Here is a 24,497-nt window from a genome sequence, read left to right as displayed (position 1 = left end):
CCGATAGCCATTATCTCTAATCTTGTGAATCTTGTAAAAAATAATAGTTGTCTTTCATATATTATAACATACTTCTTTTTCTAACAAATACTAAGAAAATTTTTTTTAATCTAATTTTTAAAGGAATGAATTGGTGCTGGAATTCGACCACCTCTTAAAATAAAATCTGTTGAAGCATACTCATTAACTTTCATAACTGGGGCTCTTCCCAATAAACCGCCGAATTCGACCATATCTCCAACCTCGGTACCTTTAGCAGGTATGATTCTGACCGCAGTAGTTTTATGATTAATCACGCCGATTGCCGCTTCATCTGCAATCATTGCAGCAATCGTTTCAGCTGAGGTTTCGCCTGGAATCGCAATCATATCTAAACCAACTGAACAAATTGCTGTCATCGCTTCTAATTTTTCCAAGTTTAATGCACCATTGTTAACAGCATCGATCATTCCCGCATCTTCTGAAACTGGAATAAATGCGCCTGATAGTCCACCAACATGATTACAAGCCATCACACCGCCTTTTTTCACAGCATCATTTAATAAAGCCAACGCAGCAGTTGTTCCGTGTGTTCCCACACTTTCTAAACCCATTTCCTCTAAAATATAAGCAACACTATCTCCAACAGCTGGAGTTGGCGCCAAAGATAAATCAACGATTCCAAAAGGAACATTCAAGCGTTCTGAAGCGATTTTACCAACTAATTGCCCCATTCTGGTAATTTTAAAAGCAGTTTGTTTTACTACTTCTGCAACAACATCAAAAGGTTCTCCTTTGACTTTCTCCAATGCTCGTTTGACTACTCCTGGTCCGCTGACACCTACGTTGATCACACAATCCGCTTCACCCACACCGTGAAAAGCACCAGCCATAAATGGATTATCTTCCACAGCATTTGCAAAAACAACTAATTTTGCACAGCCCATATCTGATTTTTCAGCAGTTTCTTTGATTACATAGCCCATATGACGAACTGCATCCATATTGATTCCTGCTCTGGTTGAGCCAATATTCACGGATGAACAAACAAACTCTGTTTCCGCAAGTGCTTGAGGAATTGAATTAATCAAGATCTCATCGCCATGTTGATAGCCTTTTTCAACTAAAGCACTGAACCCACCAATAAAGTTAACTCCAACTGCCTGAGCTGCCTTGTCTAAAGTTTTAGCATATTTTACATAATCTTTATCTGGACTAGCAGCAGCGATAATGCCGATCGGTGTCACAGAAATTCGTTTATTTATAATAGGAATTCCGTACTCAGTCTCAATCTCTGCTCCAACTTTTACTAGATTTTTTGCTAAACGAGTAATTTTTTCATAAATTTTTTGACATGCTCGATCACTATCGCTATCGATACAATCTAACAAAGAAATCCCCATTGTAATGGTTCTAATATCTAAATTCTCTTCTTCAATCATGCGAATAGTTTCTAAAATTTGATTTGTCTCCAAAATGATACCTCCTAAATTTAAAAGCATAGCGGGCTCGTTCAGGTTCACAGAAAATTAGGAGCCCACCGTTGATTATTATAATTTATGCATAGCATTAAAGATTTCTTCATTTTGAATACTGATCGTCACACCGAGCTTCTCACCCAAAGTATTTAATTCTGAGCGGATATTTTCAAAATTATTTTTTTCCTTACCTATTTCCAATACCATCATCATTGTAAAATAACTATCCATGATCGTTTGAGAAACATCCAGAATGTTCATATCAAGTTCAGCTAATTTTTGACTAACACCTGCAATGATCCCTACTTTGTCTTTACCAATTACCGTTAATACCGCACGCATATCGATTCCTCCTAATTTTAAAAGCTGAATGAACCGTTTAGCTTTGATGAAAAATAGGAAAATATGACTGAGATGCTTTTTGCCTCATTCATATTTTATCTTTTTTCCGAGCGGCTGGTTCATGAAGCTAGATAATTTTAAAAGCTGAATGAACCGTTTAGCTTTGATGAAAAATAGGAAAATATGACTGAGGTGTTTTTTGCCTCATTCATATTTTATCTTTTTTCCGAGAGGCTGGTCCATGAAGCTAGATAATTTTAAAAGCTGAATGAACCGTTTAGCTTCGATGAAAAATAGAACAATATGACTGAGGTGCTTTTTGCCTCAATTCATATTTTATCTTTTTTCCGAGAGGCTGGTCCATGAAGCTAGATAATTTTAAAAGCTGAATGAACCGTTTAGCTTCGATGAAAAATAGGAAAATATGACTGAGGTGTTTTTTGCCTCATTCATATTTTATCTTTTTTCCGAGAAGCTGGTTCATGAAGCTAGATAATTCAAAAACTGAATAAATCATTCTCTTTCAAAAGCAAAATAAGTTTTTCCTATTATATCACAATCTGTGCAATTGTTAACAAAAAATCAGAACGAAATACCCATAAAAATAAATATTGTTCGCTTTTTAAATAAATAAAAAAACTCTGAGATTTAGTGAATCTTCTCAGAAGTTTTTCCTTATACTATTTTAGTAAATTGTTCTTTGCAAGTTGAACAGGTTACTTTAATCTTCCCTTTTCCTTTAGGCGCTCGCAATTGTTGTTTACAATTTGGGCATTTGAAAAAGGTATAGGTCTTACGTTCGCTAACTCTTTCTTTTGCATTGTGGAATTTCTTTCTAAGCTGCTGCATTTTTAAGACATAGCGAGTATTTTCATTTGAACGTGGATAAATTCTTTTTGAGAAAAAACGGTAGTTTATCCAGATTAGTAGCGCTACTGCTAGCCAAAAAGCGATGGATGTCGGTAAGAATAGATTGAGTAATAATAAGACTAAGCTGCTTTTCATCAACATATTGTTCAATTGATCCATCCGTGCATATCGTCCTACCAATAATTTTTGAATCTTTGCATTCCAGCGAAGTAATCGTTCAAGCCAAATTTGTCCCATATGATCCCTCTTTTCTTTGCTATTATCTCAATCAATAGGCATTCTTTCAAGAGGTAAAATGAAATTTCAAATAAACGAATCAAAAATAGATTTGGTTGATTTTTGTGACCTCATCTTTGATTTGTGTTTTTAATTTAGATGGCTTCATCACTTCGACTGCCGCACCAAAAGATAATAGGTAAGAAATCAGCCAAGTTCCTTCTACCTGCCACGATTTTACTTTCGTATATTCTGCTGATTGCTCTATTTCAATACCCAGTAGGTCTTCTTGTACTCGATAAAGCAGCTCATTTCTTATCTTAAATTCAATATATATCTTTGCAAACTCAGGCTGGTAATCTTTGATCAAATACGCTTCATCAATATCATTTTCGGATATGATCAATTCAGTCATTCGTCTTAATTTAAATAGTCGAGTAGTTTCTCTAACACAACAATAGCCAACTAAGTACCAAGCGTTTTGTTTAAAAATCAATTTATTCGGCATAACTTCTCTTGTGGTCCTTTTGCCATTACCATTAGTGTAGAAAAAAATAATACACTTTTTTTGATTTTTAGCCTTAGTGATCCGTCTAATTGCTGTTGCCTCATCTTCTCGTCCCAAAGTTGAAAAATCAATATCGATCCAAGGCTCCACTTCTTTATTAAATAAGGAGGATAGCTTATTGACTAGTGGTGTAAAACTTTTTAAATCGGTCGCTGCTAAGTTTTGTAAAGCGAACATAATCTGATCCTGTTCATCATCATCGACAAAAGTAGCAGACAGCTGGTGAGTGTCCAATAAACGAATCCCGCCGTCTCGCCCATTTTGGGAATATACTGGAAATCCTAATGAAGATAAGGTATCGATATCTCGATAAATCGTACGTATAGAAACTTCCAATTGTTCTGCTAATATTATCGCCTTGACTTTGCTATGAACAGTCAGATAATGCATAATATAAAACAATCTGGATAGACTATTCATTGTCCTTAAAATCCAAGATTAATTTACTGTTTTCACCAACAAAATCATACTGATAAGAGCCACTCAATGCGTGTAACTCTCCCGTACTCTTAATGATCATTCCCGGAGAATCAAGTAAGCCTTTATCAAAAATCCCTTTTTCAGCCGCTGTAAAGGTTCCTGTTTTTCCTTTATATTGGCCTTCAAAGTGAAGAAATCCAGAAATTCTTGCTGTTGCAAGATGACCGTCGTCTTGATTGCTTTCTAAATAATATAGAAGATACTCAACCCAAGCCTTCCCTTGTAAATCCCCTTCAAGTTCATACTCAGCCCGAACTCGATTTATTGGGAAATCGATCTCTTCTTTGCTTACTGGTTGTTCATCCCATTTTGTTACGTTAAATGTTGCATTCATGCTTATCCCCCCCTTATGAATAACAGGATAGCAAACATACGTTCTTTTTACAAGCGAACAACCGACTATTTTTTTTAATTTATTTCAGTTAGTGAAAATACTTAGTCCACTAAAAATTCTTTGATTTTTCTACTGAACACAGTTACATTTTCTGATTTAGAGGCTGCTGTTGTCACCTCTAGATGTCCAGGATCTTTTGACCAGACTCCTGAATCTGCCGTTAAATAAATACTTATTTTTTTCTCGTCTTTATGCTTATTGATATAATCTAATGCTGGTTTTGGAGGGTCACTTGATTGAACAGTAGACAAGATAATTATTTTATCCCAGTCTTCAACCTTATTTTCTCCAATTTCTTCAACAGGTTCCACCTTCAAGTAAATATTTTCATTTACTAAATTACTTTTAACTTCATCAATCACCTCATTTTTAAACGCACGATCTTGGCTATAAATTACTGCTTTGTATGCATTCGGCTTATCTTTTAGTTCCTTGTTTATTTCATAGCTTGAACTCACTCCTTGGACCCTTGACATACGATAATAGCCTAAAAATCCAGCTGCTCCTACTGCAATTAAAACAATTCCGATCAAGCCATATTTAAAGATTTTATTCTTCCATAATTTTTTCATTTATTTTTCCTACTTTCATTTTTATTCGTAGCGTAATGCTGTGATTGGATCTAATTTTGCAGCCTTTGCTGCTGGATATAAAGCGAAAATCACGCCTAATAAACTAGTTGTACCTAAAATAACCAAAGCATTCACCGGCGTTAGCTGAATCACTTCTTTAAACCCAATATTGGACTCGATCAGCGGATTTGCTATTAATTGAATCACGTACGCCGCCGCAACTGAAAGGCCGTTTGATAAAAACATAATATAAATTGCTTCCATTCTAAATAATCGCTTAATATATGCTTTTTTATACCCGATCGCACGTAAAACACCGATCTCTTTTGTTCGTTCGACCACGCCAATATACAAAACAACAGCAATCATCACGCCTGCAACGATCAAAGATAGACCTGCAATAAAAGCTAAGAGATAAACGATAATATCAGTGAACTGTTTAAACGTGTCTAAAAAAGAAGAGGCGTTTGTAATTGCATAGTTTTCATATTCGGGATCTTCTTTATACTTTTCGATAAAAGCTTCTGCTGCTTTGGGTGTTTTTGCAAATGCATCTACAGTGTATACAGGTTTATCGATTCCAATCGTTTCAATCATTTTTGCAAATGTTATTGGTGACGCCATGAAGCCTTGAACAAAGCCTTCTTCATCTGGTGATGTAATTCCTTTGATCGATGTTTCTATTTCTATTGTTTGAATGTCGGCCCCTTTGTCACGTCCTTGATAAACTAATTGGATTGGTTTATCAATCAATTCTTGAACATTTTCTTTTGTCATTTCCGAATTTTTTAATCCTAATATTTCTTTTGCTGCTGAGGAAGGTAAAATAATTCCTTGAGCATCAGCTGATACAAAGGTTCCAGCTAATAAATATCCATCTGCTACGGTATTTGTTTGGTATCTTTTTTGATTCATAGTTGCTTCATCCATTTGAGTTGGTGCTAATTTTTCAATCACTTGGTCTTCATATTTGAAACGAATGCCAGTCACATTGGCTCTTGAATAGATTTCCGTAATCCCTTCATTTTGATATAACTCTGTAAGCTTTTGAATTTCATTTTTGCTTAGTACCTCTGAAGGTCTTGGTGGTCCGCCTCTTTCTGGGTCTTGGTAATAAGCTGTAATCTGATTTGGGGAATACGCCGTTTGAAACATCTCTCCTAAAACGTTGGTGATACCATTACCAATTCCTAAAGCTAATAAAATAGCCGTGATCCCAATTGAGGTACCAAATGCGACTAGCAAATTCCTCAAAATTCTGCTAAAGAAGTTCTTTTTAACAAGTTGCAGCGTTGCGCCTAGAGAAAGAGCAACTTTGGATTTAGCTTTGGGTGTCGATTGTTCCTGACTTGGCTTAGATTGTTTGATTCTATCATCTTTTAAAATATGACCATCTTTGACTCTTAAAACTTTAGTTGCATAATTCATCAGACTTTCATCGTGCGTGACTGTGATTACCAAAGTACCTTCATTACTTAATTGTTTTAATAGCTCAATAATTGCAGTGGCGGTTACTGAATCTAGGGCACCTGTGGGTTCATCTGCGATAATCACTTTAGGATCATTAGCAAGTGCTCTAGCAATCGCCACACGTTGTTTTTGTCCTCCTGAAAGTTGGTTTGGGTATTTGTTATAATGATCTGATAAACCAACTTTAGCTAAAAGCCGACTCGCTTGATCCGTTCGTTGAGAAGGACTTAACGTCTTATCTAAATAAAGGGCACTTTTGACATTTTCAAGTACAGACAAATGGGAAACTAAATTAAAACTTTGAAAAACAAAGCCTATTTCATTTTTATGGAAGTCATCCATGTTTTCTTCTTTTAAATTTTTCCCTTGATAGAAAATATCTCCTTCATATTCTGTATCCAAGCCGCTGATAATATTTAATAATGTTGTCTTTCCACTGCCACTCGCGCCAAGAATCAAAGCGAAGTCTCCAGCTTCGAATGTTGTAGTTATTTCATGTAAAACGGGTTCTTTTTTGTTGTCGATCGAAAAACTTTTCGAGACTTTTTTTAATTGATACATCTCTTTACTCCTATCTACCCTCAATTTGATTTTTTTCTAACCATAAATAACCGAACAAGATACTTGCTGATAAACAAGCATTCAAAATAAATGTACTTGGATACAGTGCACCACTGTTGATAGGCAATTCAATCGCTATACTTTGGGGAAAATAATAACGAGCGACGTCATTTAACAGGATAATTATGAGCCAACCGACAGCTACGACGAAAGTTTTTGAGATATTTGGCAGCCAAAGTTTGGCAGTGATTCCTCGAAATAAAATCAAATAACTGATCATCCCAGCAAGATAAACGGCTAATTCTACTGTTAAAATCAGCAGTTCAGTTACGCCTAAAGAAATTGTAGCTGCATTAAATAAAAGATTGATTGCTGCAATCACTAAAACCTGAAAAAATGAAAGCAAATACTTTGCAATGATTTTACTAAACGTTGATTGTGTGATAGTACTAGCCAATGTTTGACGATTTGATTGGATATCTAACTGATTGATCCGCCAAACTAACACAATTGATGCAATCACAGAAATCAAGATGGGTAAACGACTCCATTGTGATTCTGGCATTATTAACTGAAAAACATATTTTGCAAAATAACTTGTCAAAATCAAAAGTAAACTACTAAAAAAAATCTTCTTGCTTTTTTCATGGTAAAAATTAAATAAGCGTATCATCAGCTTCCTCCTTATAAATTTCTTTTAGGGATAATCCTTTTTGTTCTCGTAATTCTTCAAGATTGATCACTTCACAATATCTAAACGGGTTCATAAACAAAACATCTGTAAATAAAGTATCCATATCTTCAATAAAATTTGTGGAAACCACGATTATTTTATTTTCTCCACTGGCTTTTCTCAGCATTTTTTTGACCAGCAAACGAGAAGAATAATCCAAATAAGCAAACGGTTCATCCAACAACAAAATATTGGTTGCTTTAGCATATTCACACACGATTTTCACCTTTACTTTACTTCCTTGAGAAAGCTCATGCCATTTTTGCTTTATAGAGATCTGCCATAGCAACAATTGATCCACTGCTTTATTTAATTGAAAAGATGGAAATAAAATAGTGTACTCTTTAAGAATTTGTTGAATCGTTTCAGACTCTTCAAACCAATCTTTCGTAGAGACATAAGCAATATCTGACTGAAACAACTCATTATTTTGTGTGTGGTCATTGTACATGAGCATTCCAGTCGTTACTTTTTTTTGACCTGCGAGACAATCAAGTAGGGTTGTTTTTCCTGTTCCATTTTTTCCAAGGATTCCTAATATTTGTCCCTCATTTAATTTGAAAGATACATCTTGAAAAACTACTTTTTCATATTTTTTTCCGATGTTTTTCACTTGTAGTTGATTCATCATTTTTCCCTCACTATTCGCTCAATAATGTGTTCTTTTTCTTCTTTAGTTAAATCAACTTTGTCTAGGTGGCTGATAAACGTTTCTAAATACATTTCTATTAATTGAAACCGTAACTCTATGATTTTTTCTGCTTCACTTGTCACGAATTTACCTACTCCTCTCTGATTGATCAACATGCCTTCTTTTTCTAAAGTACTGTATGCTCTTTGAACAGTTGTCGGATTGACTTCTAACGTTTCTGCTAGTTCTCTAACAGAGGGTATTTTTTCGTTTGTTTGAAAGTGTCCACTGATAATCCAATATTCGATCTGTTCTACAATTTGCTGGTAGATTGGTCTGTTTTCGTCATACTTCACTTACATCCTCCCTTTTCTAGATCAATGCTGTACTACTTAGGTCACACACTCAGCTGATAAAACTTATTTTAGAGGAATTAAAAAAAACAATTTATATCACTGATATAAATTGCTGTCTTTCAGGCTATTTTTATTCTAATTACTAACTATGCTATACTAACTTCACTTATACTTTAGTAAAAGGAGCAATGACTTATCGAATTATATAAAGATAATACTCTTTTGATCGACTATTTAAAAAAAAGACTGCCCACTGGCTGGACTGAAAAAACATATACAAAAGATAAGTTGATCATTGATGAATACGAAAAAGCGTCTACTCTATATTATGTTGTGTCTGGAATTACTTGTGTTGAGATACTGAATGAGGGACAACGCTATATTTCTTCTTTTATTTTCCCAAATGATTTTTTTGGGTTAGATAGTTTTTCCACGTTTAAGAAAAAATCACACTCTATTCGAGTTATTAGTACTGAAGCAACAATTTTCAGTATTCCTAAGGAGTTACTTTTGAACACCTTGAACGAGGAACCAACTTATTATGAATTACTTTTAAAGAACTTTGCTGATATTTTACAACGACACTACGGTTATTTTGACTTTCTACATCTGCCAACGACCGAACGAGTAAAGAATGCCCTGACTTATTTAAGTGATCGCATTGGGAATTTAACACCTGACGAACATCTCGCATTGCCTTCATTTATTACGCAAGAAACGTTAGCCAAATTCTGCCGTACTTCACAATCAAGAGTTTCTATATCATTAAGTGAATTGGAAAAAACGGGTTGGCTGCTAAAGAAAAAAGTGCCCATTACTATAAAATATAGCCTAAAACAAAACTAAAAATCAGTTTTATTTTAGGCTATAAATCCGAATAAATGGTGAGAAAAAAGCAACTACTACGCTACGCTTCGATCACATCAAATTCTAAGTGCTAAAGCACTAAGATTTGAAGGCTTCGGAAATAAACGCTTTTGTCTCATTCTCAGTTTTATCTCGTTTTTACGATCATCTCTAACGCTTTAGCCAAATCCTCTCCAGCAAGGTCGATATTTTCAGCTTCCATGCACTGTTTCAAATTTTCAGTTACAACAAGACCGATCACTTTATCAATACTGGAGCGAACAGCTGTCAATTGTGTTACGACTTCTCGACAGTCTTTTCCTTCTTCCATCATTTTCAAAATCCCACGAATCTGTCCTTCTGACCGTTTTAAGCGGTTGGCTAATTTAGGATCACACGCCATCAATAACCTCTCCTCTCCAGGCAGACATGCCGCCCATCACATTGGTTACATCATACCCTAATGAAGCAAAATATTCACTAGCCATTTGTGAGCGTCCGCCAGAATGGCAAATAATATAGTACGGTTGCTCTTTATCCAGCGAGCCAGCGGTTTTGTCCAAGGTACTAAGCGGTAGACTTTTGGCTCCTTTGATATGCCCAGAAAGATATTCTTCATCTTCGCGTACATCTATGATTGCTAGTTCATTTCTTTTTTCTAATTGTTCAAATTCGTCGATCATGATTGATTTATACATTATTTAATAACCTCCTGAGGGTAAATTGTACTATATATTTGAAATGCGCCATCTAAGTTTTTAACATCAAATCCATTATTTTTCAAGATACGTTCAGCTAAATAACTGCGTTGTCCGCTTTGGCAACTAACAATAATTACTTTGTCTTTTGGTAATTCAGCCAAATGTTCCCTTAATTCATCCAATGGAATATTTTTAGCTTGAGGTAATGAACCGTTATTCTTCAATTCTCCTGGATTTCTCACATCAAGTAAAAGTGCACCATTTTCTATCGCTTCTTTTAATTCGTAATATTGAATATTCTCAGAAAAACCTTCTACGATATTTGTAGCCGCATAGCCAATCATATTGACTGGGTCTTTAGCAGAACCAAATGGCGGTGCATACGTAAATTCCAGTTCTGGTAAGTCCATCACGGTTAAACCAGCTTTGATGGCTGTCGCAATGATATCTATTCGTTTATCCACGCCATCAGCACCGATTGCTTGGGCACCGTAGATTTTTCCTGAAACAGGATGAAATAGAAGCTTCATCACGATTGGATGACTACCGGGAAAATACCCAGCATGGCTTTTAGAAGTCGTATGAACAGCCTTGTATTCCAAATTACTATTTCGTAATTGGCGCTCACTTAATCCTGTGCTGGCTGCTGCAAGATCAAAGACTCGAACAATTGCAGTTCCAATACTGCCTTGATTTTTACGAGCAACACCTGCAATCACATCAGCAACTTGTCTACCTTGACGATTTGCTGGTGAAGCAAGTGAAATCAAGGCATCCTCTCCTGTGATTTGTTGTTTTACGACGATCGCATCCCCGACAGCATACACATCTGGATCAGTGGTTTGATACGTTTGATCAACGACGATTCCACCTCTCAAACCTGTTTTTAACCCTGCAGCAATAGCAAGATCACTGGATGGTTTGACCCCAATCGACAAAATCGTAAAATCACTGATAATCGTTTCACCAGAACTCAATTCGATTTTTTTGCCAGAATCTCTAAAGGCAGCTGCTCCTGCGCCCGTATAAACGGTAATTCCCTTTTGCTTCAATTCTTTTTCCACAAAAGCGGCCATTTCTTCATCTAAAAGTGGTAACAATTGCGGTGCAGCTTCTACTAATGTGACATCAATGCCTAAATGCTGCAAGTTTTCCGCCATTTCCAAACCAATAAATCCCGCGCCGATCACAACAGCTTTTTTTGGTTGCTCATTTTTAACTGCTGCGACAATTTTATCAACATCAGGAACATTTCTTAAGGTGTAAACATTTGTAGCTTGATTCAAACCTTCAATCGCTGGGACAACTGGTTCTGCCCCTGGAGAAAGGATCAATTTATCATAACTGATTACTTCTTCACGACCGTTTGAATTGGTTAAAACCGTTTTATTTCGTCGATCGATGTTGATTGCCTCTGTTTCTGGATAAACATCAATGTTAAATCTTTTTTTCAATTGTTCTGGTGTTTGTAAAATCAATTCTGAACGTTCACTGATTTCACCTGAGACATAGTAAGGCAAACCGCAATTAGCAAAAGATACATACGGACCTTTTTCTAAAACGATGATTTCGATTTCTTCAGATAATCTTCTTAGTCTTGTCGCTGCTGACATTCCACCAGCCACACCGCCAATAATTACTACACGCATTATAATTTCCCTCCTCTGATTTCACCATGCCAAGCGCTCATGCCGCCTTTAACATTGATTGCTTCGATTCCTTTATTTTTCAAGATTTTTACAGCTCTTCGACTTCTCATACCAGATTGACAAATTACATAAACGGGCTGGTCCTTCTTTGTTGTATATCCAGCTATTTTACCTAGGGGTATATTTTTTGCTCCCTTTATGTGTCCACTGGCAAATTCTGCTGTTTCTCTTACATCGATGACTTCTGGTTTTAAAGCTAGCTTTTGCTGAAGTTGACTTGTAGTAATTGAATTTCCTTTAAAAAATGTAAACATTGGTTCCTCCTTTATACCCCTATGGGTATTTACAAGAAATAGCATAAATGATTTTTATTTACTTGTAAAGAGGTTTGCTTCAAAAAATTATGAATCATTTTTGCCTATATGATTATAAAATGACGATCCACAGCCCAAACTACCTGAAATTTTTTGAACAAGTTCCTCCTGTTTCTATTAAATGTGGGATGTTCTTAAACAAACTGAATTATTTCTTAAGAAAGCCAAACAAATATTAACTTATTTGGCATATTTTTGTAACATTAGACCTCTATACTGAATATAGTTACTTAGATAAACCGCACAACAACAAGAAAAGAGGGTATGACATGAATCAAGGAATTCTTAAAAAACAAAATATTTTACCATTACTATTGATTCTACTTCTTTCATTTGCTAGTCTTTTCCTTATTTTTAATAAAGAAGAACAACCCATCCAAGATGAAGCGACTGCTTATCAGCAGATTTTTATTGATGAAATAGCATCTGAAGCGAAACTTTTACAAAAACAAACCAAATTATTTGCCAGCATCACTATCGCCCAAGCGATTTTAGAATCTGATTGGGGGCGCAGTGATTTAGCTGTAGAAGCCAAAAATCTTTTCGGGATCAAAGGCGAATTTAATGAACAATCCAGCATTATGCCTACGGATGAATTTATTAATGGTGAACGGATCACGATCAATGACTCTTTTAAGAAATATGAAACGATCCAAGAATCGATGGTCGATCATATAGAATTTTTAAAAGGCGGAACTTATGATGCCATAAAAACTAGTAAAAACTATCGAGAAGCGGCGGTTGCTTTACAAAATGGTGGTTATGCAACTGATCCAGATTATGCGGAAAAGCTGATTGAATTAATCGAGGAATTTAAGTTAAACAAATATGATAAATAATCTAATACTAGCTACTAGGAAAGGTTTCTTATGTATAATTTATATTATGTTGTAAAAGATAGCAGCATTGATCTTATAAGAAATAAAGGTGCCACTTTTTTTAAAGGCACTTTTATTTTCTTGTATACTTTGACGTTAACCATTTTACTTCACCTATTGGTCACTACTAATCATCTTGAAACAATAGAAAAAGAAAATAAGCTACTAGAATCAAATTCGTTGGACTCTTTCGTTCAGACAAATTCCAGCGATCATTTAATCACCTTGTTAGTCAGTCTAAAAAATGGTTTCATTATTTTTACTATCAGTTTATTTTTATTCGGTATCGCATATCTCTTTATCTATTTTCAAAAAGCTTTATTATTGAATAAAGAAGAATTAGTAACGAAAAAAATGCTCGGAGCTTCGGCTGTCAGAGTGGCTAGCGAGCTCTTTTTGGATTCGGTTTTACTGCTTATTCCTTCTATTATTTTAGGAATAATCGTAGCTGAATTCTTCTATACAAGCTGTTTCTTCTATTCTACTTTTTGGCTGGCTAGGGACTTTTATGCGCCAAGTTACTTCATAGTTTACGTAGATTTGCCTTTGATTGGCTTATTTTCACTTGTGCTTATTTGCCAGTTTATTTACCTTAAACAAAAAATAACGAATCTTTAAAAGGAGTTTTTGATCGTGAATATTTTAGTTGCCGATGATAGCCCAGAAATGGTGCAGATCGTTAGTGCTTATTTAAAGAAAGCTGGATTTACCGTTTTTACTGCTTTAGATGGTGAAATGGCTTTAGATATCTTTTATCAAGAAAAATTAGATTTAGCTATTATTGACTGGATGATGCCTAAAATCGATGGACTTGAAGTCCTAAAAACGATTAAAGCTGAAAGTTCTTTAAAAATATTGATGTTAACCGCTAAGACAACTGGAGAAGATGAGTTCCTATCATTATCCAGCGGTGCTGATGACTATATTACCAAACCATTTCATCCTCAAGTATTGTTGCTACGTGTCAAAAAATTACTTGGTCTGACCCATTCTTTTTATATAAAAAATTTACTGATTGATCCGGCTAATTTAAAGGTTTGGAAACATGAAGAAGCCTTAGATTTAACTAAAAAAGAATTTGATTTGCTTATGATGTTAGTTAACAATCGTGGAACTATTTTAACGAGAGAACAACTTTTGGTCGGTGTTTGGGGAATGTATTATGACGGTGTAGCACGGACTGTGGACACCCATATTAGACGACTTCGTGAAAAAATTGGCGATGAGATCATCACTACCAAAAGAGGAGTTGGCTATCTCATTGAAAAAGAAAACTAGAAAAATCAGCACAACACTCACAGTAACCTTTTCACTGATCATTATTGGTAGCTTTATTGTTATGTTTCTTTTGAATAGTCTGATTATCCCTCATTATTATTTTTCAAAAATGGAACATAAAGTTACCTCAGTTATGATCGATATCCAACAAAATTCCAATACTGATCAACAACTAGCTGAATTAGAAAATAACAATCAAGTCACGATCATTAAACGAACGCTGGATGGTACATCGCTGGATGATTTCAATGAAGCATTGAATGTAGATCTAAATCGAAAAAAAGTTGCTTTGAATCGTTTTTGGATCACCCAGGAAACCTTAGATCAATTGCAAAATCAACCACAATCTGTTCAACGAAATTTCGATCAGGGGAAGCAAAAATCCAGTTTCTTAGTTGAGATGCGGGTGATTGATAATACATTTTATATGGTTGGTATTTCGACAGTTAATTTTTCAGAAACGGCGAACTTGATCAACACGTTTAATTTTATTTCTTTAGGTCTAACATTGATTTTAATCATTATTTTGATTTACATTTCCGTTCGAAAAATAACTGATCCTTTAGTGGACTTAAAAAAAGTTGCAGAAGAGATTACTACCCTATCTTTTGTCACAACCGATGATATTCCAGCAAATGAAATTGGCGAATTAGCCCAAAGCATCAATAAAATGAGCTATGCTTTAGCAACTTACCAAAAAAACTTATTAGCCAAAAATGAACAACTTAAGCAATTTACCGCTGATCTGACTCATGAGCTGAAAACACCAATCGCTTTGATCAAAGCGTATGGCTCAGGAATCCAAGATGATTTAGATGACGGGACTTATCTGGAAGTGATTTTACAACAAACTCAGCGTTTGAATGATATCGTGGATCAAATGTTGGACTATGCAAAACTAGAGCAACAACAACCAATCAATAAAGTTCCACTACAATTATCAGATACTTGGCGGAAAACAGTGACCGAACTTACACCAACAATGGAAAAAGAATCTATTTTACTACTAGAAGCTGACACTGACAAACCTCTTTCATTGATCGAAGCTGATCCTCTTTTGATCAAAAGGGTTTTTGAAAATCTACTAACTAACAGTCTTAAATATACTACTGATAAAGAGATTCAAGTCAGCTGGCGAGAAACAGAGGATTTTATCGAATTTACAATAAGTAATCAAACCTCTTTAGCTTCTGACTTTGATGTGAACAAACTTTGGGAAGCATTTTACGTTCATGAAAAATCTCGGAATAAAAACCTATCTGGAACAGGTCTTGGCTTATCTATCGTTCAATCGATCATGGCTGAACATGGTTTTACCGTTGAAGCAAAATTGATTCATCATACACTGATTTTTATTTTACATTTTTATAAAGTTGGTGGAGATTGGGACAGAAGTTTTTAATCCCGAGAAATAAGAAGGAATTCACGAAAATTGTTCTTCAAATTTTTGTGAATTTCAGCTTATTTCCGAAGCCTTCAAATCTTAGTGCTTTAGCACTTAGAATTTGATGTGATCGAAGCGTAGCGTAGTGACTGCTTCTGCTCCCATCGTTTATCCGGATTCCATGTGAGTGGGATATGACTCGAAGAGTTATGTCCCACTCACTTTTTGTTTGCTTTTGGCATTTTTCTGTAACATTAGCTTGTTAGAATCAGTTTATGGTATTGAGCTGAACATGATTGTTTTAGCTTTATGTTATCTAGCTTCACGCACTTACTCCTCGGAAAAAAGATGAAATCTGAATGAGGTAAAAAGCACCTCAGTCATTTTTCCCTATTTTTCTGTCGGAGCAGGGCGAGCCGCTCTAGCTTTTTGTTATCTAGCTCCGCGGGCTTACTCCTCGGAAAAAAGATGAAATTTGAATGAGGTAAAAAGCACCTCAGTCATTTTTCCCTATTTTTCTGTCGGAGCAGGGCAAGCCCGCTACGCTTTTAAATTTAGGAGGAACTCATGAAAAAATTTACTATCTATCTAAGCTTAGCTGCAATCTCATTATCACTAACTGCTTGTAATCTCACCCATACAAAAGCCAGCAGTAAAACGGAAAATTTGATCGTCAACAACGAAATCGAAAAAAATAAGACCTACGCTAAAACGGATTTTACTTTCGATGTCGATCCTGAAACGTTCACTGTAACGATCACTGAAAAAGGTGAAACAGCAGAAGTTTCTAAACCTCAAGAACCAAAAAAAGTTACTGATCTGAAAAAAAGCAAAGGCGAAGTCAGTTGGACCTATCCTGATGAGCAAATCAACGTCAAATTAAAAAAAGAAAAGAATCATTTAGCCGTAGCTCTCACAAGTTTATCCGACCAAGATACAACGTTTACATGGCCTAAATTAGACGCTAAAAATTATGTCTTACCAATCGCAGAAGGAAAAACGATTCCTAATGACCAAAAAGAATGGCTCGCTTACTTTAAACAAAATGAAGAATTATCAATGAGTGAAACTTTTTCCATGAGTTTTTTTACAACCAATCAAGAAACATTTGCCACAACTTTTGTGATGGACAATACGTTTAATAGTGATCTTTTAACTAAAACTGAACCCCATCTTACGTTGGAAGCTAGCCATAATTTTATTGGCTTCGACAAAAATAAAACCAAGAATTATCGACTTTACGTTACTGATAATGATCCTGTCGCAATCGCGAAAACGTACCAAATGGATCGAATCGATTTGGGTGAATTCAAAACACTGGATGAAAAAGAGAAAGAAAACCCAGAAATCAAAAAAATGCGTGGTGCGATTCAAGTGTATTATTGGAACAGCCGAATTTTAACAACAGAAGATATTAAATGGGCCAAATTACCGCAACTGGTAGACCAACCAATTTTCCAATGGATTGGTGAATTGTTAGCTCAATATGGAGAAGACGGCTCTGAAGAATACCTGAAAGCGTTAGAAGCGTTTAAAAATAATGAAGGCTATAAATATGAGAAAAACACGTTCTTAACCTCGATCAATTATGTACTTCTCTATCCACAATTTTATAATAAAGAGATCTTCAAAAATCCGGATGCAGAAGCACAAAAACTGATCGATAAAGGCATCGACAACCTAAGTGAACAAGAACGTTACACATTAAATAAACATCTATTAGCTGGCGTTCTAGGTGATTTAACACCACCACTTGAACATTGGGGACAAGCAACTTCCTCTGACGTTTTCAAAGACATGAAAAAATCCGGCGTAGAAAATGCATGGATCGGTCTGCCAAATTGGGCCAATGGCTTGATGAACCCAGAAATGGTCAAAACAGCCGCTGATGAAGGCTATCTCATTGGCCCTTATGATTCATATCAATCGATCCAAGAAAATGCTAGCATTGATTGGAATACAGCCTCTTTCCCTAATAAAAATTTATATGAAAATGCGACAGTCACTAAGAAAAATGGTGAAAAAGTTGCTGGTTTCTTGGGCAAAGGTCGTAAACTGAATCCAACACAAATTTTTCCTGATGTAGAAGAACGTTTTACTGGCATCATGCAGAATAAAATTCCATTCAATTCTTGGTTCTTAGATACAGATGCTGCTGGTGAAATCTATAATGACTACAGCCCTGATCACTTGACCACACAAAGTGAAGATGTTGCCGGACGTTTAAAACGAATGGATTATTTTAATCAAAATGGTTTAGTTGTCGGCTCAGAAGGCGGAAATGACTTTGCTTCAAAAGATATGGTTTTTGCTCACGGCATCGAAACACCTGTCATTATGTGGTCTGATCCTGATATGCGTGAAAACAAAGAAAGTGAATATTATGTGGGAAGCTACGCTGCATTAGACGGTGGAATTCCAACTAAATATAAAAAAGTTGTCCCGATCAAAGAAGAATATAAAGCAATTTACACTGATCCAGTTTATTCTTTGCCACTCTATAAGCTAGTTTACAACCGTTCTGTGATCACTTCACATCAATGGGAATGGGATAGCTACAAGATTAAGAACCAAGTCGGTGAACGCCGCATGAAGGAGTTTTTATACAACACTCCACCAATGATGCATATCGACAAAGCTACTTGGGAAGAACATAAACAAGATATTTCAGAAAATGCCAAAATTTGGAGTCCTTTCCAAAAAGCAGCATTACAACATGAGATGACTGATTTTAAAGTCTTAACAGATGATCGTTTGGTTCAAAAAACTGACTTTGGTGAGAAATTATCTGTGATTGCTAATTTTTCTGATACTGATTACGATGCAGACGGCGTTAAAATTTCCAGTCATACGGCGTTAATCATTAATGATGGCAAAAAAACTGTTGTAAAAACTGAAGGTTAAATCCAATAGATTGAGACAGAAGCTTATTTCTCCGAAGAATTGCTTCTGCTCCCACCATTTATTTGCATTTAAAGCCCGGAACAAAATGATTTTTAGTTTTGCTCCGGGCTCTTCTTTTTATTTTTTCAACTTAAACGTCATCTCAACTGGGTTATGATCCGAGTTTTTAAATTCAGCATCTATCACTTTTCCACTCACATTTTCGACATTATCTGAAATGATAAATCCATCGATCAAGGCTACAAATGACTCCCCTTTTTTATAAGGTTTATCTAAATTACGAACGGAAGGCACCGGATTGGTTACCTCACTTAATTCAGCTACTTGCAAATTTTTCGGCAACTCTTTTTTAGGAAACGGCTGCAGCCATGTATATTCTTCTGTTGTATCATTTTTAAAGGTCTCAGTAGAAGAATCCAGTAAGTCATGATTAAAATCGCCACCGCCAACAACGTAATTCCCTTTTTTATATTCATTTTCCATATGATCGAATAATTTATGGACTTGTTCTTTTTGAATCTGTTGATCTTTGATATATGCAGATAAATGAACGTTATACAGCATCAGATATTTGCCATTTTCAACTGGAATTTTTGACACAGTAAACGCACGATCTAAATCAAAAAATTTATTAAAATTCGTTTCGATCGGTAAGCTATAGCGGGTACTTTCTTCAATTTCTTTATTGCTTAAGGTCAAGATTCCTGATTTTGATTTGCCAATTGGATCTAGAATAGGATACATCAAAAACGCTGAATCATAATTTGTAGCAAATATACTAGAATAATCATTAAATTGCTGCGTAATCTGCGCTACTTCATCTACTCCACGGCTGCGAGTCGCTTTTTCATCAACTTCTTGGAATAAGGCGAAATCTGGATTGATGATTTTCGTTGTATCACTCACTCCAGAGATATTTTCGACAACACTTTCTTTACTTACTGCCTTTGATTGTTTGCCACCGTCCATGAAAAATGTGTAATCTGTTGTATAAGAACCGTAACCAATATTGAAGGTGGAGATTTTATATTCTTTGTTTGTCGTAGCTTGTTTTTCCTTTGCTTTTTGATTGGTTTCGATAGAAATGTCATCAGCGATTCTAGAATAGCTAAAATAAACATAGCCTACATAAGCTAAAATAATTGCGATGAAAATTGCTAGGATACTTAAACTGATTTTGATACTTTTTCTTATGTTCATTATTGTCTCAACTTTCTTTTGCCAAAGGAATGATTTTTTTATTTATTTTTCTGTACAAGTTCTGCTAACTTAGTGACCGTGTTAGCATTTCTGATCGTAATTCGACTATACATTTTGTTCCAACGATTTTTGACCAGCGACTTCTTGAAAATGTTTTGATTGGTACTGACCAGAAAATCACTCGTTCATGATAGGCGACTTTTTCATATTCGGCTTTTGCTTCACCAACGGATGCGATAACTTCTTCTGTTGTCGTCGGTGCAATCACAAAAATCACATTATGCTTTGATTCTTGATCTGTATTCCACCATTTCGGCATGTGTTCCAGCGCTTCCAGTAACATTGCGCTAGGTACGATCGTCACAGTGATCTGCAAGCCAAACTCTGATTCGATCAGCGCTTCGCATTCTTTAGTCAACTGTATAATATCCTTTATTTCACTAGAAAAAATAACATTGCCACTATTCAAATATGTACTGACCTTTGTAAAGCCATATTGTTCAAAACGCTCTTTCAATTGTGCCATAACCACACGATTTTTACCGCCAACATTGACGCCGCGTAATAAAGCAATATAAGTTGCCATTTTTTAGTCCCTCCTATTTTTCACGATTCAATTCACTACTATTCAGCTTAAAGCAAATAGTTTATTCAATCCTACTCTTATATTATAATAAAGAAAATCATTACTAGGAAGAAAAGAGGACGGAATGATGAAAGATATCAATGAATTCTTCGCCAATATCAGCGAACCCGAGCATCGCAAACGTTTAGAAGAACTGTTTGAGTGGACAATGAAAAGTTATCCTGAGTTTAAAGTGGTCATAAAATGGAATCAACCGATGTTTACTGATCATGACACATTTATTATTGCTTACAGCACTGCAAAGAAGCACCTTTCGATTGCTCCAGAAACAGTAACAATTGCCGCCTTCAAAGATGACATTGAAAAATCTGGATATCAACACACCGATAATATTATCAAAATAACGTGGGATCAGCCGATTGATTTTTCATTATTGAAAAAAATAATCGATTATAACGTTCAAGAGAAACTACATTATACAAAATTTTGGCGGGAATAGATGACAGACTTTAATTCAAAAAAGTATTATCCATAAGAATTTTTTGAAGTAGTAATTTCAGAATAAATAGTTTATTATTTGTGCATAGAGCAATAGAACATTTATCTTCCCCAAAGATAAAATAAAAATCGAGAAGCTGAGATATAACCTCTTAGAGTTATATTTCAGCTTCTTTAAATCTGAAATTGGTTTTAACTTAGTCATCCGCGTAGGTGTTATTCTTTCAGAATTATTTTTTCACCTTCTAATAATTTTCATCCATCAACTCAGCTTTTTTTCTAATAAATTGTATAGACAAATGAAGTAGCGCTTCTGCTAAATCACCATACCGAACAAAAGATTAAGAATTCCTTTAGGTAAAAACAAAGCTATACTTGTAATATTCCCAGAAATTTTCACTCTCTTCCTGTTATTTTTAACTATTTTGAAAAATTATATTGACTATACTCCTCTCTTTAAGTTAAGATAATATTACAAAACTAAATAAAAAAAAAGGCGCCCTGCAGGAGGACAGCAAATCATCCCGCAGAGCCCTGTATTATCAGCACGAACTAATAATACAAGTTGCCTCCGTCAATATGTTATTGACTATCCTTATTGTACTAAAAGTAAGAAAAGATTACTAGTCTTTTTTGCTTATTCGATAGATTTAGTTAATGTTTATTTACTGAATGCTTCATGGTATTAGTTTCTGACTAATACCATTTTTTATGTTTTGGATTTACTACTAGATAATTAGAGCGAAAAACAAAATAAATAGGCACTCTGTAAAAGGACAGCAAATCCGTTCACAGAGCCCTGTATCATCAGCACGAACTGATCATACAAGTTGCCTAAGTCAATGCGCATTGACTTATTCATTTTACCTAAAATTTGTAAGAAATACTAGTGTTTTTTTGCAAATTTTATGATTTGGATAAATTAATGATTATTCATTGTACTTTTGCACGGTATTGGTTGGTGACCAATGCCGTATTTTTTCGCTCTTTTTATAAATCGTAAACACCAAGTTCTCCTTTTTCTAACACATTTTTTTCATCTCTTGGTGTTTACAATCTGGTATTACTGGAGTCAATCGTTCACCGAACTTTGCCCGTTCAGTCTAAAAAAAGGTGTGCTACGTCAATGCGTAAAAAATAAAAAGTAAAACATGCAAACAAAAATTTTTCTAGATCTACCGACTGAATGAAAAAAGTATCGAATGATTCTTTGTAAGCCAGTATCACCAATAATCTGACTGGCGGAAAGCAGATTATTGGTTTCAAACAAAAAATAGGAGGTTTTGCAGAGCCTCTTATTTCAAACAGCTGTTTAATCCCATACAACTATTCCTTTGAAAAATAACCATACCAACCATTTCTCTACCAAAAGGTTAAACAGCTGTTTGTTTTTATATAAAGATAATTTACTAGAAAAGCTCTAATGAAGTAGCTATATATAATATCTTCAATCAGATAGATCATACGGCTCTAAATCAATTCATACTTGATAAACTTAATTTAATTCTAACATAAGAATAGATTATTATGCCACACGTTATACTTATTTTTTTCTTTAATAAATTATGGCTTAATACGGCTATTTAGAACTATATTTACTAACATTATAAGATACATCATCAACTGACGACTTTACTTTCCAATCTTATTTATCTAAATTTTATGCATATTAGCGAATAGTATAAGTTGTTGTAATGAGATTTCTTCTTTATGCTTACATCAGCATAAATTCTAATAGTTATGTTACATTTTATTTTTTGACTTAGAGTCCACTCTACGTGATAGAATAGATGTAAGTAATTATCTAGGAGGTAGCTTTTATGGCTTATAAAATTCACGAATTTTCAGAAATGACTGGTCTTACTCCCTATACTCTGCGCTTTTACGAAAAAGAGGGCTTGATTACGGTTAAAAGAGATCTGAATAATATTCGGATTTATGATGACCGTAATAAAGAATGGATCGATTTTTTTATGCATTTGAAAAAAACAGGTATGACGATCGAGGATTTGAAACAATACTTAATTTGGTGGCATGAAGGAGATTCTACGAATCAAAATCGATTGGATTTATTGAAGAAGCAAAAAGAGATTGCTTTAAGTGAAATGAAGCAAATTCAAGAAGGCATTGACATGCTTGATTATAAAATAGACGTGTATAGCGAACGAGTGAAAAGCAATCCTATAAAAAAATAAAAAAAGCGTACAATAAAACAAAAAGGAATCTTTTGTCTTATTGTACTTTTTTTCTCTACATATACTTATATAAAAAGTAGGATGCAATCATCATCACAAGCATAATGAGCAAACTTATAATAAGATGTCTTTTTTTCTTCATCATCACAATGGCAATAAATTCTCTTAAAAAGGCAGTTGGTAAAAAATAAAAAGCGGTCTTAGCTCCAATCCCATCTGCCTTTAAATGTGCTTTTCGTGCAAATATTCCAGCACGAAATAGATGATAATTATTCGTTGAGAAAATGGCTTGATAGCTCTTATTGTCTGACTGTTCATCCATGATTTCTTTAGAAAACATCATATTTTCCAGCGTATTTCTAGATTTTGTTTCAACCAAAATCATTTCTTCTGGGATTCCTTGTGCCATAGCATATACTTTCATCGCTTCACTTTCAGGTAAAGCTTCATCTGAACCTTGTCCGCCAGACATCACTAGAACCGGACGATTAGACGTCCGTTTTGCCTGTTCTTGATAAAATTGAATCGCTCTTTCAATTCTTTTTCCTAACAAGGGAGAGACTTGTTCGCCATTTATTAGACCTGCGCCTAGCACAACAATAAAATCTTGTTCGTATTTAGGTTGGTTAAACTGATAAAGAATTGAAATCGTCAAAAAATTATAAAATACCACAAAGAAATAGGCAATCACGAGCAATACACTACTGAAAAGGGCTGCCCCCCACAGTGGTAATGATAATGAAAAATAAGAATAAAACGCTAAAATAGCCGTTAAACCAACTGCCATCACCAAAGTAAGCATGTTAGAAAGTGAGCGGGATTCTTTTTTCGAAAGTACAATAGCATTCCAATATAAAAAAGTAATCAATGCATAACTGCCAAAAAAGACCAATACCGTAAGAGCTGCTACTACAATTTCTAAAATGAATAAGAGTAATTGATCACGAGTTTCGGCATAGATGACTGCAGTAACGATTCCTAAACTTAATAAAAATATATTGAACAATGCTCCGTTGATCAGCAATCGCTTTTCTAAAAAATAGACGAGTAGGAATAACCCTAAAAATGCTAATGGAATGAAGAAATAATAGGTGCCTACTTTCCATTCCAGAATGGCAGTATAGAGCATAAAATAAGCTCCTGTCCAAATAAAAAGCAATGGTTCAAAGAACGGTTTTTCTTTCTTTTTTGACCATACTCCCAGTCCTAGCAAACTAAGCAAGTAAATCAAAAGAACAGAATAATTGAGTTGAGTCATTTTTTCTCCTTTGTCATTGTTTTTTCCCTTTAAAGAAAATGCTCCATTTTTGACTATTCACTAAAAAGACTAAGGTATGCTTCAATGGATCATACC

The 24,497-nt window shown here is 34.9% G+C and carries 25 protein-coding genes; 8 read left to right on the top strand and 17 right to left on the bottom strand.

Annotation, left to right across the window (positions count from 1 at the left end; genetic code table 11):
* Nucleotides 1-110: 110 nt before the first annotated feature.
* The 10 genes from JZO69_RS10140 to JZO69_RS10095 all read right to left on the bottom strand — a co-directional run bounded on the left by JZO69_RS10140 (nucleotide 111) and on the right by JZO69_RS10095 (nucleotide 8,650).
* Complete coding sequence (locus tag JZO69_RS10140) at nucleotides 111-1,454, bottom strand: PFL family protein (protein WP_207112758.1); 1,344 nt, start codon at nucleotides 1,452-1,454, stop codon at nucleotides 111-113.
* 75 nt (nucleotides 1,455-1,529) lie between these two features.
* Complete coding sequence (locus JZO69_RS10135) at nucleotides 1,530-1,799, bottom strand: ACT domain-containing protein (protein ID WP_207112757.1); 270 nt, start codon at nucleotides 1,797-1,799, stop codon at nucleotides 1,530-1,532.
* Nucleotides 1,800-2,474: 675 nt separating this feature from the next.
* On the bottom strand, nucleotides 2,475-2,906 hold the full coding sequence (locus JZO69_RS10130) for a hypothetical protein (RefSeq protein ID WP_207112756.1): 432 nt from the start codon (nucleotides 2,904-2,906) through the stop codon (nucleotides 2,475-2,477).
* 79 nt (nucleotides 2,907-2,985) lie between these two features.
* A complete protein-coding gene (locus tag JZO69_RS10125; RefSeq protein WP_207112755.1) occupies nucleotides 2,986-3,873 on the bottom strand; it encodes a helix-turn-helix transcriptional regulator in 888 nt (295 codons plus the stop codon).
* Nucleotides 3,866-4,267 carry a DUF3224 domain-containing protein gene (locus JZO69_RS10120; protein ID WP_207112754.1) on the bottom strand — a complete coding sequence of 134 codons (402 nt, stop codon included), beginning with the start codon at nucleotides 4,265-4,267 and terminating at the stop codon, nucleotides 3,866-3,868. Before JZO69_RS10120 ends, JZO69_RS10125 begins: the two co-directional genes overlap by 8 nt.
* A gap of 101 nt (nucleotides 4,268-4,368) precedes the next feature.
* On the bottom strand, nucleotides 4,369-4,899 hold the full coding sequence (locus JZO69_RS10115) for a hypothetical protein (RefSeq protein ID WP_207112753.1): 531 nt from the start codon (nucleotides 4,897-4,899) through the stop codon (nucleotides 4,369-4,371).
* 21 nt (nucleotides 4,900-4,920) lie between these two features.
* Nucleotides 4,921-6,930 (bottom strand): ABC transporter ATP-binding protein/permease, encoded by a 2,010-nt coding sequence (locus tag JZO69_RS10110; protein ID WP_207112752.1) that lies wholly within the window; start codon nucleotides 6,928-6,930, stop codon nucleotides 4,921-4,923.
* 10 nt (nucleotides 6,931-6,940) lie between these two features.
* Complete coding sequence (locus JZO69_RS10105) at nucleotides 6,941-7,603, bottom strand: hypothetical protein (RefSeq protein ID WP_207112751.1); 663 nt, start codon at nucleotides 7,601-7,603, stop codon at nucleotides 6,941-6,943.
* Nucleotides 7,587-8,294 carry an ATP-binding cassette domain-containing protein gene (locus JZO69_RS10100; protein ID WP_242586701.1) on the bottom strand — a complete coding sequence of 236 codons (708 nt, stop codon included), beginning with the start codon at nucleotides 8,292-8,294 and terminating at the stop codon, nucleotides 7,587-7,589. Before JZO69_RS10100 ends, JZO69_RS10105 begins: the two co-directional genes overlap by 17 nt.
* Nucleotides 8,291-8,650, bottom strand: a complete 360-nt coding sequence (locus JZO69_RS10095; protein ID WP_347401586.1) for a GntR family transcriptional regulator — start codon at nucleotides 8,648-8,650, stop codon at nucleotides 8,291-8,293. The genes JZO69_RS10100 and JZO69_RS10095 overlap by 4 nt, the downstream gene beginning before the upstream one ends.
* 222 nt (nucleotides 8,651-8,872) lie before the next feature.
* Between JZO69_RS10095 and JZO69_RS10090 the strand changes: the two genes are divergently transcribed.
* Nucleotides 8,873-9,496: a Crp/Fnr family transcriptional regulator gene (locus tag JZO69_RS10090; protein WP_207112750.1), complete on the top strand. Its 624-nt coding sequence runs from the start codon at nucleotides 8,873-8,875 to the stop codon at nucleotides 9,494-9,496.
* 148 nt (nucleotides 9,497-9,644) lie between these two features.
* Here JZO69_RS10090 and JZO69_RS10085 read toward each other — a convergent pair whose 3' ends face one another.
* Genes JZO69_RS10085 through JZO69_RS10070 form a run of 4 tightly spaced genes read right to left on the bottom strand, consistent with a single transcriptional unit; the run spans nucleotide 9,645 to nucleotide 12,160 of the window.
* Nucleotides 9,645-9,899 carry a metal-sensitive transcriptional regulator gene (locus JZO69_RS10085; protein WP_207112749.1) on the bottom strand — a complete coding sequence of 85 codons (255 nt, stop codon included), beginning with the start codon at nucleotides 9,897-9,899 and terminating at the stop codon, nucleotides 9,645-9,647.
* Nucleotides 9,889-10,194 carry a rhodanese-like domain-containing protein gene (locus tag JZO69_RS10080; RefSeq protein WP_207112748.1) on the bottom strand — a complete coding sequence of 102 codons (306 nt, stop codon included), beginning with the start codon at nucleotides 10,192-10,194 and terminating at the stop codon, nucleotides 9,889-9,891. The genes JZO69_RS10085 and JZO69_RS10080 overlap by 11 nt, the downstream gene beginning before the upstream one ends.
* Complete coding sequence (locus JZO69_RS10075) at nucleotides 10,194-11,846, bottom strand: FAD-dependent oxidoreductase (RefSeq protein WP_207112747.1); 1,653 nt, start codon at nucleotides 11,844-11,846, stop codon at nucleotides 10,194-10,196. The genes JZO69_RS10080 and JZO69_RS10075 overlap by 1 nt, the downstream gene beginning before the upstream one ends.
* Nucleotides 11,846-12,160, bottom strand: coding sequence for a rhodanese-like domain-containing protein (locus JZO69_RS10070; RefSeq protein ID WP_207112746.1), 315 nt, complete (start codon nucleotides 12,158-12,160; stop codon nucleotides 11,846-11,848). The genes JZO69_RS10075 and JZO69_RS10070 overlap by 1 nt, the downstream gene beginning before the upstream one ends.
* A 329-nt stretch (nucleotides 12,161-12,489) precedes the next feature.
* Between JZO69_RS10070 and JZO69_RS10065 the strand changes: the two genes are divergently transcribed.
* The 5 genes from JZO69_RS10065 (at nucleotide 12,490) to JZO69_RS10045 (ending at nucleotide 18,664) form a co-directional block, all read left to right on the top strand.
* Entirely contained in the window at nucleotides 12,490-13,059 is a 570-nt protein-coding gene (locus JZO69_RS10065; RefSeq protein WP_207112745.1) for a glycoside hydrolase family 73 protein, read from the top strand.
* A gap of 30 nt (nucleotides 13,060-13,089) precedes the next feature.
* The gene (locus tag JZO69_RS10060) at nucleotides 13,090-13,716 is read left to right on the top strand and encodes a hypothetical protein (RefSeq protein WP_207112744.1); all 627 of its coding nucleotides are present in this window, start codon (nucleotides 13,090-13,092) and stop codon (nucleotides 13,714-13,716) included.
* Between the two features lie 15 nt (nucleotides 13,717-13,731).
* A complete protein-coding gene (locus tag JZO69_RS10055) occupies nucleotides 13,732-14,376 on the top strand; it encodes a response regulator (RefSeq protein ID WP_207112743.1) in 645 nt (214 codons plus the stop codon).
* The gene (locus tag JZO69_RS10050) at nucleotides 14,360-15,778 is read left to right on the top strand and encodes a sensor histidine kinase (protein WP_207112742.1); all 1,419 of its coding nucleotides are present in this window, start codon (nucleotides 14,360-14,362) and stop codon (nucleotides 15,776-15,778) included. The genes JZO69_RS10055 and JZO69_RS10050 overlap by 17 nt, the downstream gene beginning before the upstream one ends.
* A gap of 549 nt (nucleotides 15,779-16,327) precedes the next feature.
* The gene (locus tag JZO69_RS10045; RefSeq protein WP_207112741.1) at nucleotides 16,328-18,664 is read left to right on the top strand and encodes a glycoside hydrolase; all 2,337 of its coding nucleotides are present in this window, start codon (nucleotides 16,328-16,330) and stop codon (nucleotides 18,662-18,664) included.
* A gap of 117 nt (nucleotides 18,665-18,781) precedes the next feature.
* Here JZO69_RS10045 and JZO69_RS10040 read toward each other — a convergent pair whose 3' ends face one another.
* Nucleotides 18,782-19,864, bottom strand: coding sequence for an endonuclease/exonuclease/phosphatase family protein (locus JZO69_RS10040; RefSeq protein ID WP_207112740.1), 1,083 nt, complete (start codon nucleotides 19,862-19,864; stop codon nucleotides 18,782-18,784).
* Between the two features lie 64 nt (nucleotides 19,865-19,928).
* A complete protein-coding gene (locus JZO69_RS10035; protein ID WP_347401585.1) occupies nucleotides 19,929-20,450 on the bottom strand; it encodes a DUF1697 domain-containing protein in 522 nt (173 codons plus the stop codon).
* Nucleotides 20,451-20,577: 127 nt separating this feature from the next.
* Between JZO69_RS10035 and JZO69_RS10030 the strand changes: the two genes are divergently transcribed.
* On the top strand, nucleotides 20,578-20,949 hold the full coding sequence (locus JZO69_RS10030; RefSeq protein WP_207112739.1) for an iron chaperone: 372 nt from the start codon (nucleotides 20,578-20,580) through the stop codon (nucleotides 20,947-20,949).
* A gap of 1,819 nt (nucleotides 20,950-22,768) precedes the next feature.
* Complete coding sequence (locus tag JZO69_RS10025; RefSeq protein WP_207112738.1) at nucleotides 22,769-23,143, top strand: MerR family transcriptional regulator; 375 nt, start codon at nucleotides 22,769-22,771, stop codon at nucleotides 23,141-23,143.
* Nucleotides 23,144-23,198: 55 nt separating this feature from the next.
* On the opposite strand, the gene JZO69_RS10020 is transcribed toward JZO69_RS10025, so the two are convergent.
* Nucleotides 23,199-24,401, bottom strand: coding sequence for a YdcF family protein (locus tag JZO69_RS10020; protein WP_207112737.1), 1,203 nt, complete (start codon nucleotides 24,399-24,401; stop codon nucleotides 23,199-23,201).
* Nucleotides 24,402-24,497: the final 96 nt, after the last annotated feature.

This window comes from Candidatus Enterococcus ikei (assembly GCF_017316105.1).
GTDB lineage: Bacteria > Bacillota > Bacilli > Lactobacillales > Enterococcaceae > Enterococcus_L > Enterococcus_L ikei.
This window is presented reverse-complemented; position numbering and strand designations above follow the sequence as displayed.

Coding starts and splice junctions, on each gene's coding strand:
- JZO69_RS10135 (WP_207112757.1), bottom strand. CDS start 1,799: ATGCGTGCGGTATTAACGGTAATTGGTAAAGACAAAGTAGGGATCATT.
- JZO69_RS10130 (WP_207112756.1), bottom strand. CDS start 2,906: ATGGGACAAATTTGGCTTGAACGATTACTTCGCTGGAATGCAAAGATT.
- JZO69_RS10125 (WP_207112755.1), bottom strand. CDS start 3,873: ATGAATAGTCTATCCAGATTGTTTTATATTATGCATTATCTGACTGTT.
- JZO69_RS10120 (WP_207112754.1), bottom strand. CDS start 4,267: ATGAATGCAACATTTAACGTAACAAAATGGGATGAACAACCAGTAAGC.
- JZO69_RS10115 (WP_207112753.1), bottom strand. CDS start 4,899: ATGAAAAAATTATGGAAGAATAAAATCTTTAAATATGGCTTGATCGGA.
- JZO69_RS10110 (WP_207112752.1), bottom strand. CDS start 6,930: ATGTATCAATTAAAAAAAGTCTCGAAAAGTTTTTCGATCGACAACAAA.
- JZO69_RS10105 (WP_207112751.1), bottom strand. CDS start 7,603: ATGATACGCTTATTTAATTTTTACCATGAAAAAAGCAAGAAGATTTTT.
- JZO69_RS10100 (WP_242586701.1), bottom strand. CDS start 8,294: ATGATGAATCAACTACAAGTGAAAAACATCGGAAAAAAATATGAAAAA.
- JZO69_RS10085 (WP_207112749.1), bottom strand. CDS start 9,899: ATGGCGTGTGATCCTAAATTAGCCAACCGCTTAAAACGGTCAGAAGGA.
- JZO69_RS10080 (WP_207112748.1), bottom strand. CDS start 10,194: ATGTATAAATCAATCATGATCGACGAATTTGAACAATTAGAAAAAAGA.
- JZO69_RS10075 (WP_207112747.1), bottom strand. CDS start 11,846: ATGCGTGTAGTAATTATTGGCGGTGTGGCTGGTGGAATGTCAGCAGCG.
- JZO69_RS10070 (WP_207112746.1), bottom strand. CDS start 12,160: ATGTTTACATTTTTTAAAGGAAATTCAATTACTACAAGTCAACTTCAG.
- JZO69_RS10065 (WP_207112745.1), top strand. CDS start 12,490: ATGAATCAAGGAATTCTTAAAAAACAAAATATTTTACCATTACTATTG.
- JZO69_RS10060 (WP_207112744.1), top strand. CDS start 13,090: ATGTATAATTTATATTATGTTGTAAAAGATAGCAGCATTGATCTTATA.
- JZO69_RS10045 (WP_207112741.1), top strand. CDS start 16,328: ATGAAAAAATTTACTATCTATCTAAGCTTAGCTGCAATCTCATTATCA.
- JZO69_RS10040 (WP_207112740.1), bottom strand. CDS start 19,864: ATGAACATAAGAAAAAGTATCAAAATCAGTTTAAGTATCCTAGCAATT.
- JZO69_RS10035 (WP_347401585.1), bottom strand. CDS start 20,450: ATGGCAACTTATATTGCTTTATTACGCGGCGTCAATGTTGGCGGTAAA.
- JZO69_RS10030 (WP_207112739.1), top strand. CDS start 20,578: ATGAAAGATATCAATGAATTCTTCGCCAATATCAGCGAACCCGAGCAT.
- JZO69_RS10025 (WP_207112738.1), top strand. CDS start 22,769: ATGGCTTATAAAATTCACGAATTTTCAGAAATGACTGGTCTTACTCCC.
- JZO69_RS10020 (WP_207112737.1), bottom strand. CDS start 24,401: ATGACTCAACTCAATTATTCTGTTCTTTTGATTTACTTGCTTAGTTTG.